Annotated in this window: 11 protein-coding genes; 5 read left to right on the top strand and 6 right to left on the bottom strand. The window is 62.1% G+C overall.

From position 1 onward, the window contains the following. Positions 1–6 precede the first annotated feature (6 nt). Positions 7–381 (bottom strand): heat shock protein HspQ, encoded by a 375-nt coding sequence (hspQ, locus tag ACIPPQ_RS18795; protein WP_446545579.1) that lies wholly within the window; start codon positions 379–381, stop codon positions 7–9. A gap of 169 nt (positions 382–550) precedes the next feature. On the opposite strand from hspQ, the gene ACIPPQ_RS18800 reads away from it, so the two are divergent. The 5 genes from ACIPPQ_RS18800 to ACIPPQ_RS18820 all read left to right on the top strand — a co-directional run bounded on the left by ACIPPQ_RS18800 (position 551) and on the right by ACIPPQ_RS18820 (position 7948). Next, on the top strand, positions 551–1177 hold the full coding sequence (locus tag ACIPPQ_RS18800; RefSeq protein ID WP_446545580.1) for a Yip1 family protein: 627 nt from the start codon (positions 551–553) through the stop codon (positions 1175–1177). Positions 1178–1263: 86 nt separating this feature from the next. Next, positions 1264–2913 carry a hypothetical protein gene (locus ACIPPQ_RS18805; RefSeq protein ID WP_446545581.1) on the top strand — a complete coding sequence of 550 codons (1650 nt, stop codon included), beginning with the start codon at positions 1264–1266 and terminating at the stop codon, positions 2911–2913. 609 nt (positions 2914–3522) lie between these two features. Beyond that, on the top strand, positions 3523–4236 hold the full coding sequence (locus ACIPPQ_RS18810) for a helix-turn-helix domain-containing protein (protein ID WP_446545582.1): 714 nt from the start codon (positions 3523–3525) through the stop codon (positions 4234–4236). Next, positions 4233–6506 carry a KGGVGR-motif variant AAA ATPase gene (locus ACIPPQ_RS18815; RefSeq protein ID WP_446545583.1) on the top strand — a complete coding sequence of 758 codons (2274 nt, stop codon included), beginning with the start codon at positions 4233–4235 and terminating at the stop codon, positions 6504–6506. The genes ACIPPQ_RS18810 and ACIPPQ_RS18815 overlap by 4 nt, the downstream gene beginning before the upstream one ends. Then, complete coding sequence (locus tag ACIPPQ_RS18820) at positions 6503–7948, top strand: hypothetical protein (protein WP_446545584.1); 1446 nt, start codon at positions 6503–6505, stop codon at positions 7946–7948. The genes ACIPPQ_RS18815 and ACIPPQ_RS18820 overlap by 4 nt, the downstream gene beginning before the upstream one ends. 187 nt (positions 7949–8135) lie before the next feature. On the opposite strand, the gene ACIPPQ_RS18825 is transcribed toward ACIPPQ_RS18820, so the two are convergent. The 5 genes from ACIPPQ_RS18825 to ACIPPQ_RS18845 form a co-directional block, all read right to left on the bottom strand. Beyond that, positions 8136–8672, bottom strand: a complete 537-nt coding sequence (locus ACIPPQ_RS18825) for a hypothetical protein (RefSeq protein WP_446545585.1) — start codon at positions 8670–8672, stop codon at positions 8136–8138. A 162-nt stretch (positions 8673–8834) separates the two neighbouring features. After that, positions 8835–9452 carry a His-Xaa-Ser repeat protein HxsA gene (gene hxsA, locus ACIPPQ_RS18830; protein WP_446545586.1) on the bottom strand — a complete coding sequence of 206 codons (618 nt, stop codon included), beginning with the start codon at positions 9450–9452 and terminating at the stop codon, positions 8835–8837. Beyond that, on the bottom strand, positions 9449–10513 hold the full coding sequence (gene hxsC, locus ACIPPQ_RS18835) for a His-Xaa-Ser system radical SAM maturase HxsC (protein WP_446545587.1): 1065 nt from the start codon (positions 10511–10513) through the stop codon (positions 9449–9451). The genes hxsA and hxsC overlap by 4 nt, the downstream gene beginning before the upstream one ends. Continuing rightward, positions 10510–11868 (bottom strand): radical SAM protein, encoded by a 1359-nt coding sequence (locus tag ACIPPQ_RS18840; protein WP_446545588.1) that lies wholly within the window; start codon positions 11866–11868, stop codon positions 10510–10512. Before ACIPPQ_RS18840 ends, hxsC begins: the two co-directional genes overlap by 4 nt. A 56-nt stretch (positions 11869–11924) precedes the next feature. Further along, the gene (locus ACIPPQ_RS18845; RefSeq protein ID WP_446545589.1) at positions 11925–12752 is read right to left on the bottom strand and encodes a hypothetical protein; all 828 of its coding nucleotides are present in this window, start codon (positions 12750–12752) and stop codon (positions 11925–11927) included. Positions 12753–13122 lie beyond the last annotated feature (370 nt).

Consider the following 13122-nt stretch of genomic DNA (forward strand, 5'->3'; position numbering starts at 1 on the left):
ATTCGCCTAGTGGCGGTGGATGGCGCGGACGCGGTAGCGGCCGTGGTCCAGCCCGTCGAACATCGCGTCGATCTGCGGATGGTCGATCGGCCCGCCATCGCCGTCGGCGACCAGATTCTGCTGGCTGACATAGGCGATGTACGATGAATCGCCGTTTTCGGCGAACAAATGATAATAAGGCTGTTCTTTCGCCGGGCGGATTTCCTCGGGGATCGCCTCATACCATTCGTCGCTGTTTGCGAAGACCGGGTCGATGTCGAAGACGACGCCGCGAAAATCGAACATGCGATGGCGGACAATATCGCCCGGCGCGAAACGTGCGCGGCCGATCAATGGGGCCGTAACCGTTGCGGGAAGTTCGGATGGGGATTCGAGCGTCATCCACTCAATCTATGGCGGTTTACGCACGTTTCAAGTCCGTTACATTCGATCCGGCTGCGGTTTGCCGAATCGGGCTGTGATTGAGGTTACAGATACGCTGGCCATTCGGGCTACGACGCTCCTCTGGCCATTGCATTCCGCGGGCCGCCACGATCAGGGGAGACGCATGATGGCCGACCTACCACCCAAGAACAGCAGCCCGGCGTCGGGCATTATCCAGCGCGCAAAGGACATCCTTCTCAAGCCGAAGGAGACCTGGCCCGTTATCGCGGCCGAGCCCGCCACGACGCAGTCGATCTATGTGCCCTATGTGGTCGCGCTCGCCGCGATCGGGCCGGTTGCGCAATTCATCGGCGGCCAGGTGTTCGGATTTACCGCGTTCGGCGTGACCTATCACCCGCCGATCGCCAGCGCGCTGGTGTCGGCGATCCTGTCCTATGGCCTGACGCTGGCAACCGTGTTCCTCCTTGCGCTGGTCATCGACGGGCTGGCCCCGAATTTCGGCGGCCAGAAGGATCAGGTGCAGGCGCTTAAGGTCGCTGCCTATTCGGCGACCGCAGGCTGGGTGGGCGGCATCTTCGGGCTCGTTCCCGCGCTGGGGCTGATCGGTGCCTTGTTAGGCCTCTACGGCCTGTATCTGCTCTACCTCGGCTTGCCAGTGCTGATGAAGGCGCCGCAGGACAAGGCGGTCGGTTACACGGTGGTCGTCGTTATCGTCGCGATCGTGCTGTTCCTGATCGTCGGCGCCGTCGTCGCCTCGCTGACGGCGCCGTCGCTGCTCAGCATTCGCGGCTAAAAGCGGGCAGGGTCGTCCCGACAGCGGTCGGGGCGCCCGCCTGCCCGACGTCGGAAGGAAAGAAAAACGGGAGAAGGCGAGGCGGTATGGGCCTTGCGCTGCCGTGGCTTCCAGATATCCGCCTGATGGACGGAGACATTATGGAATATCGCGGTGGAAAGATCGGGCGGCGGGGTATGCTGGCAGTGGCCGGCTCCTGGGCCGTATGGGACTCTTCGAAGAAGCTCGGCGCCGCTGAAGGTGCGGCGCCCCCGACTGCCCCGGCGCAGGGCGTTCCGTCGATAGCGCACTATGTCGCGGTCGACGGCGGGGGCAGCGTCCAGGATTATATCGACCATCTCCGTTCGACCACCGGCGGAGAGATGGTGGGCTTTTCGCATGACGCGAAAAATGAAGGGAACAGCGTCGGCCGGCGCCTTGCACAGGAAGTCTGGGTTACCGATGCGCCCTATAATGCCGACCCGACCGGAAAGACCGACGCGGCGGCGGCGATCCAGGCGGCGATCGATTTCGCGCATGCGAATGGAATCGGCACGGTCCGGCTGAACGGTCGTTTCCGCACCGGTTCCACGCTTGTCATACCCAGCGGTATTTCGCTCGAAGGCCAGGGCGCCTGCTATCGCTACGACAATGGCAATATTTTCGAAGGGACATGGATCCGGTATCGCGGGCCTGCCGCATCGCCTGCCATCCGCTATGGATCGGTCCAGACGTGCCGCCTCTCGCGTCTCGGCATCGATTGCAACGCCGTTGCGCATACCCGGGCGATCAGCATCGGGTCCGACAACAAGCCGTCAACCAAGGGCCTGGTCTTCAACGATCTTCTCATATTCGGCGCCGGAACCGCGGTGCAGTGGGGCGACAGCAGCAAAAAGGCGCCGCTCGAGCAGTGCGACGAGATCAGCTTTCGAGACAGCACGTTTCACAGCTGTGTGAACGGTTTTGTCATCGACGCGACCAATGCGGCGGATTTCTCCGTCATCGAGCGCATCGGGTTCGAGCAATTGGAGGGCGTTGCTTTCAAGCTGATCACCCCCGGTTTCATGCGGATTAGCCAATGCGCCGCGGGACTTGTCTCCGACACCTCCAAAATGTTCGAGATCGGTGGCGGTGGGCCGGATCCGGTCATCATCGAAAGCTGTCAGAGTGAGGGGAGGGGCGGCAAGTTCCTCACCTATTCGGCGACGAACGACCAGGGGCAGATCCATCTGCGTGGCAATGTAGTGAACCAGCCAATCGAAGTGACCGGCATTACGCGCGTGCTGTCGGTAGGGAATTACATCAATTCGTCGATCGCGCTCAGCGGATATGTCCGTTTTAACTCGGAATGCGACGTCTGGGACGGCGCTTTGGAAACCGCCCAGGTCACGGTGTCGAACGGCGCACGGTTTCGCGGTTTTGCCCAGCGTGATGCAGGTGGGCAGAATGGGCGTTGGCTGCCCGTCGGTCTCAAAATCGACCGCGATCCCGCCGCTGGCGGCTATGAATATAACTTATGCGTGCGCGCCGGCATCTTCGGCTTCACTTTCGTTTCGGCCGCCAAATATGGCAAGGGTCAATATATCTTGCCGACTGCCGACAACGGCTATGCCTATAAATGTATCGTTGGCGGGAAAACTTCGGCTCAACCCGCCTGGCCCACCGTCGTGGGTAAGACCGTCGCATCGGGCACCGCCCGGTTCGAGTGCGTCGGCGCGGGTGCGCTGGTCAAGGGGACCTCGCCGATCGAGGCATGAACTCGCACGCGGAGCTCGCGTCGATGGCTGAGGGATGTTTGCGGCCCCGGTCGAAAAGGCCAGTCATTTCAGCCCCGTTAAGGGGAGAAAATGGAGGGGAGTGAGAATTCTGGACAGAAAACCCAACCATTTGTAATGGTGGTTAGGCGAACTCGCTCACTCGAAATTCTTACCACACATCCTACCTCACGCATTTCCGATGCGGGTTTCAGACTGTTGTTTCACTATGCCAGACTAGCCGATTCTTGTCGATGGGTTTCATGCCTTTGACGGTGTTGGATAGGGCGTTTTGGTATTGTGGCGCACCGCAGCTTTGCGCCTCATGCCGGTCTTTTAAGGCGTGATCGGACGACGCCCGAAAGCTGTCATTGTGTCGATCACCGCTCGCGTGAGGTCTGGCGCTAGAATTTTGGATCGGCACGGTTTGAAAGCGGACGATCGTCGGATGCGGATCGAATGTTCCCGCGAAAGAGGAGCGCAACCCTAGGACTAGGCGATAGGTTAACATGCTTGCGAATCGCGACGAAACGCTATCTAGTCAATCAGCGATCAATGATCGGTAATTGATCGGTAGCAATTTCGGTCTATATCGGTCCTAGGAGACCCCGCATGACCCGACCGACCCATAGCTGTGCGCCGCTTGCGGCGGCCCTTAAACGTGGAAAAGGCGTCGCCGAGGTGTCGGCGGATGTGCTTAACCTGCTCGCTATTCGCATCGAAGAGGCAATCGTTGATCCGCGCGATGCGCCTGTCGCCGAACTGCGCGCGCAACTCGTCGCGGGGCTGCGCGATGGTCTCGCTAAGGCGCCCTCCGAGGTCGTCGATGCCATTCGCGATGGCGACATCCAGAATCCGCATCGCATCGCTTATCTGCTCGGGCAGCTCGGCATGGCGCAGACGATCGCGGCGCAGGCCATCGATCGTCGCTGCGGCGAGGAATTTGCGGAAACGCTCGCGAAGGAGGGCTATGCGCCATATGTCGAGGCATTGCTTGGCGGTTCGCTCACCAATAGTGACTTGGCGAAAATTACCGGCGAACGTCTCGAGACGGTCAGCCGCAAACTCGCCCGGCTGCGCGAGATCGGCGCTGCCGATTTTCGTCGCGACGGGCAGGCGGTGCATAATTTCCTGACGCCTGCGGCAGAAGCTGTGGGCCGTGCGAACGCGCGTTCCGTTCTGGCGCTACCGCGCCCGCGCGCAACGCTCGATGATATGTTGACGAACGCTCTCGACAAACTGCCTGCGCACTGGTCTGTCGCGCAGACCTTTTCGACTGACGGCGTCTTTTCGGATGTGCCAGCTTTGTCGGATACACCCTCTTGAGCGGCAATCGTGACGGTCGCATCCTCACTTTCTATTCGTACAAGGGAGGTGTGGGGCGCAGCATGGCACTCGCCAATGTCGCTTTCATCGCCGCGATGAACAATTTGCGCGTCCTCGTGATGGACTGGGATCTTGAGGCGCCCGGCGTCGGATATTATTTCAAGGGCCTTGTCGAACCGCAAGAAGCGAAAGCGCTCAAGACGGCGCCGGGCATTCTCGACATTGCATGGAAATGGGTTGAGATCATTCGGGGCCCAGAAGACCAGCTTGCGCTTGGTGAATTTGTCCAGCGCGTCGAAACCGGTGAAGCATTTGATGATCTCGCTCGGTCGCTGATCGATAATGAAATGAATGAAAACGGCGGCCGGCTCGACATCCTGCGGGCGGGCTCCGATCATGTCGCCGGCAAGCTTGCCTATGAGGAAGCGCTGTCGGTCTTCTCTTGGACGACCTTTTTCAGCAAGGATGCCGGCGGCATCTTGCTAAATGCGCTCCGGAGGTGGGCCAAAGCAAACTATGATCTAGTCCTGATCGACAGCCGGACTGGGCTCGCCGACGTGGCGGGCATCTGCACGATGCAGCTTCCCGACGAGGTGGCGCTCTGCTTCGTCCTTAACCGCCAGAATATGGAAGGCATTGCGCAGGTCGCGGGCGCCATCCGTACAAAGCGTTCGGAAGAGGTGAAGCTCAGGGTCGTGCCTATGCGGCTCTCAAGCAGCGGCACCTCTGAAGAAGCGAGCGCGCGCGCGCGGGCCCGGCACGATCTCACAACCACCGGCGGCTTTTCCGGCGACGCGTTCGACGAGGATTTTCGGCTTCTCGGCGTCAACGCTGCACCGAACGTGCCCTTTTACGAAGCACTTGCGCCGATTATGGCGAACGACCCTCTCAAAGATCCCCTGTCCCAAAACTATCTGCAGCTCGCAAGCGGGCTGCTGCGGCGCGACCTTACGATGCCCGCACTCTTTGAAAACTGGGTGGAGCGTATCCGCCGGCGCCTGCAGCCGCGGCACGCCACGGCGAGCTACCTGCTCGAACTCCAGGAATCGGTTCCCGAGCGCGCCATGGAAGAAATCGCCCATCTCGTCGAAAGCGCGCTGGATGCCCAACTCGAACATGACGCCGAACTGGATGATGATTATATAGCGGCGCTCGCCAAGGCGGCTGTGGATATCGCTGACGAGATGGGGAGTTTCGAGGCTCTCGACATTCTTAACCAGCTCGCCGACCTGCTGCGGGCGCGATACCTTGAGCGCGGAAGCCAATGGCGCCTGCCGCTCGTGGACACGCTGATTAAGATCCTCGATCAGGTCGGCTATGTGCTCGCCGACGACGAAGAGCTCTCGCTGCTTGACGAGCTCGAAACGCTATTGGCGCCCGACCCGACGATCGCGACTAGGCTGCAGCGGCTTCGCTATCGCCGCCGCGCGGCGCGGATTCATGTCTTGGAGCGGGAAGATAATGCCATCTTCCAGACTCTGGCCGAAATCTCCCAGCTAATTGACGGGCTCGATCGCCACGACCTGTCGCCGGATCAGGATGCGCAGCGCTTGGCCGCCGAGATCGACATGCATCTGCTGCGCGGAGACGCCTATGCCAGCCAAGAAGGGGAGCGTTCGAACGCCGAACGCGCGATCGGCGAATATTTGCGGGGCTACGAGCGCACCGTGCAACTCGGCGCCGACCGCGCGGAATTTGCGCGGCTCCGCTATGATTTCGCCGTGCGCCTTGCGACCCGCTTTCCTACCCGGATCGGCATAGGCGAACGGGCCAATTTCTCGGTCGAAGCAGCCAGAGCCGGCATAGGCCTCAGCACTGCATCTTATCTTTTCGTCGAGCTCGCCCAGCCCCTCCTCGAATTTGGAGACGCTCAAAAGCTTCTCGAGTTCGTCCAAGTAATGCTGCGCCCCGAACGGCTAACCGCTTTTGCGAACAATCAGGCTCGCCTGCCGAGGACTGTCGCGCCCTTCCTATACACTGCCGGGGGTATTGTCGAATTGCTCGCACGTGATCGGCCGCCCGGATGGAACGATGCCGTCCGCAACCTCGGGCGCGTCTCGGCAACCGTTGCCCGGCTCGCGGGGCGCCGACGCGCGACGATATCACCGCGCCAAGGCGACCCGCATCTCGCATCGGGGCTGCGCAAGATGATCGAGGCCCTGAGCGCTGCCGGCGACATGCCTGCGCTCGCCGAACTCACCGAATTGGAGAAAGTCTACTCGCCGCGCGCGCGCGGAAGGGATGAGAGCGGACACGGTAACGCGGAATGACCGGGGCAGCGACGGCGCCTACGCCGGCGCATCTTTTCATGATGTTGTGGCGCGAGGTCGCGGCCTTGACGCCGAGCGCGCGGAGCGTCGCCGTCTCGCCAGGCTCCGGCTTCAGGGGTGCCGCGCTTGACATTGCCGGCCAAGCCGACCCCGTCAAGGCGGCCGAAGGACTGGAAGTGCTGATCGCGTCGGGCAGCACCGATACGCTCGGACGCCAGCTCGCGGCGATGGTGGCAATCGACGACCTGTTCGGACGCATCCATCCGCGCACGCCGCGCGCGCCAGCGGCCGACCTGCTAATACCCGACTGGCTGCGCGACCTTCGCGATCTTCGAGTAGGTACCGGCGCCTATCATGTCGACGCCTCCCAAGCGCTCGTTGCGCGCGGGCCGCTTCTGCGAACTGCCCGGCATCCGCATGCAAGCAGTGCCGAGACCCTCGCCGACCGGTTCAGCTACTTAAGCGTCGTTTCCCTTGAACTGCAGGAGAAGGGGCGGACCGTCGAGGTCACCCTTGGCCATGTGGGAATGGATTTCATCGACGGCGTTGAACCCGTATCGTCGCCGGGCGCTGAACGCATTCTGTTCATACCGCTTGCCGAAACCGCCGAAGACCTCGATATTCACCCAGTTGAGATTGGCGGCAATCGCTTCGCCTATTATGGCCCATCTGAACACCTCGACGGCGCCGACCGCTTCATGGCAGCGCTTGCAGCGAATGCGGGCCAAGATATCGCCGTCGCGCCCGAACTCGTGATGTCCGATGCGCACCGCCAGTCGATCAGCCGGGGACTGGTGACGATGCCCGGCGCGCCCAAGCTTCTTTTGCTCGGCACGCAGCACAGCCTTGAAGAGGAAAATGGCCAGCGCTTTAATGAAGCAGTCCTCGTCAATAGCGTCGGTAAGGAGCTTTGCCGCCAACGCAAGCTATGGCCTGCTGCCATTGGTGCCGACAAAGCCAAGGCGCTGGGTCTCTGCTGCCCTGAAAACCCGGACTCCGTGCTGGAGAATAATGCCGCGGCGAAGGCGATCCATGTCGCTGACATGGACGGGTTCGGGCGCGTCGTCGTCCTGATCTGCCAGGATACGCAGCTCTCGATCGCGGCGCAGCTCATCGACGATTTCCAACCAGACTGGGTTCTCGTGCCAGTTCTCGACTGCAATCTCGCCGGCGGACGGTGGGCCCATCAGCGGACGCTCGCGCTGAGCGCCAACAGTCAGTCGCGCTTCATCGCGGTCACCAGCACGACGCTGAAGTGGCGCTACGAGCAGGACACCGACCCGGTGATCGGCATGGCGATCGGCCCCGCGATGCCGGCGGCGGATGACGAGATGGAGCGCGCGGCAATTTTCGTGGTTGCGGACCCGGGCCAATCGCCGGCGATCGGACGTGCGCTCTGGGGCGGAGCAGGGTGGGTCCAATCGCGCCTCCTGACGAACTGAGCGAGCCTCGGCTAATATTTAGATGTGGAAACTAGCTTAAAGCGACCCTGATCGCCGTCGAATCTGACGCCTTTGGACAGTATAATGGCGTTTGAGATGTTCGTTCTATTGAGATGTTCGTTCCGCCAGAGGTGAACCGCGAGCGCGGGGGTCGGAAATCGAAGCGGAACGGGGCGGCCGTGACCCTTCACGACGGCACCGGGGCCGGAGCGTCCGGCCATGGACGCTTGAGTTCTTGATTTGTGATCATCTTGGTGAGCAGGTCCAGCTGCTGTGCGACGAAGTCGCGAAGAGACTGATGCTCTTCCGCCGTTGCCTGCCGATCGCCCATCTCGCTTGCCGTCGCTTCGAGGAAAAGCTTGAGGCCGGCGAGCAGCGCGCCAGTCGCGACGATGTTCCTGGCGACGGACCGGCTGCCCTGGTCATCGAGTTCATGCGCCGGAAAGCGGCCCAGTTCTTCGATGACCATGCCCATGTGGAGTGCCGCGCCTTTGATCGAGATGGGGAAGGGCACGAAATTGCAAAGCGCGCGATGATAGCTTTCTATGGCCTCATACCCGTGCGAAATCAGGCGCGTTCCGGCTTCGTTTAATTGCCGTTTCCGGCGCCAGATCGGAATGAACACGGTGAGATAGGTGACCGCCATCGCCGCGATCGCGCCGGCAAATTGCGCCCAGCCGGCGAGCTTGTCATGGGCTTCCAGCCACTGGATCAAAGCGTTCATCATTCTCTCCCGATCGATGGGTGTGCGGGTTGAAGCGCGTCGCACCTGTCACGATCGACAAGAGCGTGGAGCGCCGGTCGGGCGCCGTGTATCCGGCGCCCGCCGACTGAGACGTGGGGACGCGCCGGCGTTGTCGATATGAGCTCGTCGGCCTCCTGCCGATCAGTTCCCGATCTCGAGCGTCGTCAGGACCTCGGGTGTAATCGTTCCGGTAATCTTGAGGCCGAAGGCGCCCTGGAATCGTTCGAGCGCCGCCTTGGTGGCCGACCCCACGATGCCATCGATCTCGCCACCATAATAGCCGAACGCCTTGAGGCCTTTCTGGACTTGTTTGACCTTGGCCGTGAACGGTTCCTTCGCCGCGGCGCTTCCGCCGTAGAGCGTCCAGGGCGCGTCGCCGGACGGCGAGACTGCTTCGGGAACGATATGGCCCGGAGAAGGATTCGGCGAGGGGGCTGGGGCCGGGCGGAAGATCGGTGCGGGTGCCGGGCGCGGTGCCGGAGCAGGCACATAAATGGGTGCAGGCCTGTAAATGCTGCTCCCGCCGCTGCTCGACCGGTGGCTGGAATGGCTCGAGTGGCTGCGATGGCTGCTGTGCGAGCGATGCCGCGCGAGTTCCATCACGGGCGGGCTACGGAAGAGCTGGCGCGCTTCGTCGGAGACCGGCTCACCGGTCTCGTCCGCAGCCGTGAGACCGGGGCGCGTCGCGGCCGCCTCGCCGGGGGCCGCGATGAAACCGGCAAGAAGCAGGCTCGGGATGAGAAACTGACGTGTACTCATAGGGGCGTCACTCGCATATGACTGTCGGGATACCAGGCAAAGAAACCGGGACAGGAGGGCTGGTCGCTGCACGTCTCGCACGCGGGCGCATATTTGCGCTTCCAGTCCGAAATTGAATTGGCGGCGTAGGACCGGTACGCTGTCGGCACCGAGCAACGCGGCATATTGAACAGCGAGACGCGAATGCCGAAGAGCGTCGCGACGTCGATCGCGTTCGCAATCGGCGCGAAGTCGAGACCGTGATCGACATAGAGCGCGCCGAAGCGGTTCTTCGCGAACCCAATATTCTCCAGTTGCATGATCGACCATTGACTGAGGAAGCCGAGATGGTTGCCGATCAGGCGTGCAAGCTCGGGGAGCTGGCACATGTTTGCTTGCAGGAGAACCGTGCGCAGTTCGATCCGCATCCCGCCCGAAAGGCAGTGAGCCAGCGAGTCGAAAAGCCGGTCGTAGGCGCCGGGCTTGGCGACGATCGCGTCGTGCGTTCCGGCATGATGGCTGTAGAGCGGGATGCCCCACAGGCTGTTCGCGGCTGAGGCGCGGATATCTGGAATGTCGTCGGCCTCAAAATGCTGGCCGTTCGAAAGGATATGGAAGAAGATGTCGGGGCGATCGGCTTTCGCCTCGGCGAGCAGCCCGAAAAGCGCCGTCTTGTGGAGCGTCGGCTCACCGCCCGAAAGGCCGATCACCGCACCCTCCGGCGCGAGCCTTATCGCCTGACGATATTCCTCGAACCGGTCGTCGTGCCGTTTTTTCGGCGGTTGGCTGCACATCACGCAGAGCTGGTCGCATTGCTCGGTGATGAGAAACGTATTGTGCGGCGAGTTTGCCCGGATGAGCCGTTCTGCCGTACGCCGCGCGGGATCGATGCAGACGACATCGCCGATGAGCGGCTGGTCGGTCGTGATCGAGAACAGGCCGTTCTCGCCGGCGAACAGCGCCGCGTCGCTCGAGCGCTCGATTAGCGCCGACTCTCGTTGGCCTGCCGCTCCTGCACCGACGAGGCGCGTCACGAAGCGTGCCGGCGCGTCGCTGCTGGCGGGGACGAGAAGCGGGATCATGAAAGCTCGACCATTTCAGGTAGGCGATCGCCCGCGAGCCCCGTCCATTTCGCGAGCGAGTAGCGAACCGCAGGATCGGGATCATAAATCAGGCGCATCGCAAGATCGAACATGTGGAGATGCTTCCGGCAGAAGAATGTCTCGTGCCGCGGCACCGCGATCGTACCGTAGCGCGAGAGATCGTCGACGAGGTCGCGTCCGCACCAGGGCTGGTAGGCGCAGGAATCGCATGCCGGGTCGCCGATGTTCGTCGAATGGCGGTCGAGAAGCGCGCGCGCCGGAGTATCCCATCCTGTCGCGACGGTCCCGATCGCGAGGTCGACAACGCCCGAGCGCGAGAGCATTCGCGCCTCGTCGGTGGGATAGACGGTGCCGTCGAAATCGACGAGAACATAGTCGGCGCCGACCGGGTTGGGGTTGCGCAGATCGACATGGCGGTCGTGTCCGGCTTGGAAGATTCGAGCAAGGCAGAGCGTGAGATAGCTCTCCTCGAAGACGACCGACCGATCGGCGAAATTGCGCGCTATGATGCGGGTAATGAAGCGATCATAATAGGCCCACCAATCGTCATGGTCGGCGTTCGCCGCCGCGTGGCGCTTGCGCGCAAATCCCTGATAGTTGATCGGACGCAGGAAGATGTTCGTCTGGCCAAGCGCAAGATAAGCGTCGATCAGTTCGTCGGGATCGGTCGGGCGCGTCTGGTCGATTGTTGGAAGCGCGGAAATCTTGTCGGCACCATGCTCGGCGATGATGGCGCGGGCGTTGGCAAAAAACTCGCTCGTTCGTTCAGCGCTGCCAGTGCGCTGGGCCGTGTGGGTTGCGGCGAGACCATCGAGCGACGTCGATATAAAGACGTCGGGATTGTCGAGGAGCGCCATCAACCGTTCGTCGAGCCTGCTTAAGTTCGTGCAGATGACGAACTGCTTCTCCTCGAACCGGTCGCAGGCGGCGATGATCGCCTCAACGAGATCAAGCCGCAAGGTGGGCTCGCCGCCCTGGAACTCGATCTTGATCGAAGGCGTCGGGAGCGATGCGAGGAGTGCGAGCACCTGGCCGAGTGTCTCGTCGCTCCAGTCGAAGCGGGGTTGATCGACAGGGGCCCGCGAGACCTGGCAATAGCTGCAACTGAGATTGCAGCGCAGCGTCGGCACCAAGATAAGATAATCGAGTTCAGAGGCTTCCGCGAGCCGCGCGGCCGCTTGGGCCCGCTCGCTGAGCGCGAAAAGCCGGTCAGCCGAACCGGAAGAGGGAGCCGGACGGCTTGCGGCAGGCCGGTGCTTTGCGCTTTCGCGTTCGAGCGCGAACTTGCCTGCCGCCGAGACATGGCAGGTGCCGAGACCGGGGATGTCTCGCATGCGCGCAGCGGTCCGGAAGGGTGCCGTGTCCCGGTTTTCCACATCGACGGGCATGCTTATCCCGCCCGGTCCAGCGCTTCTCGCTCGACCTGGTCGCGCATCGCCTCGGTGCTGACCGAAACAGGTTCGAGCTTGCCTTCGGAGATTTTGGGCGGTCTCGCCCGCCACGCGGCGAGCCTCGCACCGACCCTGTCGTGAAAGGAGCTGGCCGAGCCCAGCAATTCGCTGATGATGATCTTGCGCTGTCCGAATTTGGCGCCAAGGTCCCGAACGAGCAATATCTCAAAGCTATGCACAGCCATGCCGGGGCGATCGGCAGCGGCGATTTCAGGATCGGCGAGCAGACTTTGCAGCGGATATTGGGTGGACGGCGAGCGGCCCGGCCACAGCAGACGGACATGGAGGTCCGCGGGTTCGGTATCGGCAAGCTGGCGCAGCAGCCAGGATAGTCGCGCCTTTGTCGACTTCCTGTCGGCTGGGGCCTTGAGGCGCATCTGGAAGCTGAGCGCCCTTTTTCCGAAGTCCGCACATATCTGGACCGGCGCGGCGGCGTCCGGAACGAGGAGCTCGCTGCGAAGGCAGCTGAAGGACGCCAGCTCGGCGAGCGCTGTCTTCTGACGCTGCGCGGGGTCGATCGCGTCCGCCTTGTTCATTACGAGTTTGACGTGATTGCCGATTTGCCGGCTGAGGACGCTTGTTAGCCGGTCTAGCGCCTGATGCCAGGATCCGACGACGTCCTGGCTTAGCGGATTTTTGGCGTTTGCTGTTCCTCCCGCCGCAATGCTCGCACTGAGATCGGACCATGCCGGGGGCATCTGGTGGAACTCCTTAACGCCGGAACTCGGATGCAGAAGGAAGCGCTGTAATTCGGCGAGCAGGATCAATTGTTCGCGATCCTCGACTTCGCCCAGTTCGCGAAGCAGCTGCGCCTGGGTGATGACATAGCCCCACGACCAGTGGAATAGCGCGACCTTCCGCGTGAGCGCCGCGCTGACGTTGAGCGGATGGTGGGTCGGTAGCGGGGTGAACTGGTTCGAGACCGTAATGACCGCGTCGATCCCGTTGGCCCTGGCGATCGCGAGATAGGCTTCGATTTGGGCATTTGTCAGTTCGGCGGTGCCGACCTTTGGCCTGCTGCCGGTTTGATGGACGCCGAGATAAGTTCATTCAGGCTACCCCAGCTTCACGTTCGAAGTCGATAGGACTGAGGTAACCCAGGGTCGAGTGACGCCGGGTCGGGTTGTAGAAGCATTC

Source organism: Sphingopyxis sp. LARHCG72, from assembly GCF_052871675.1.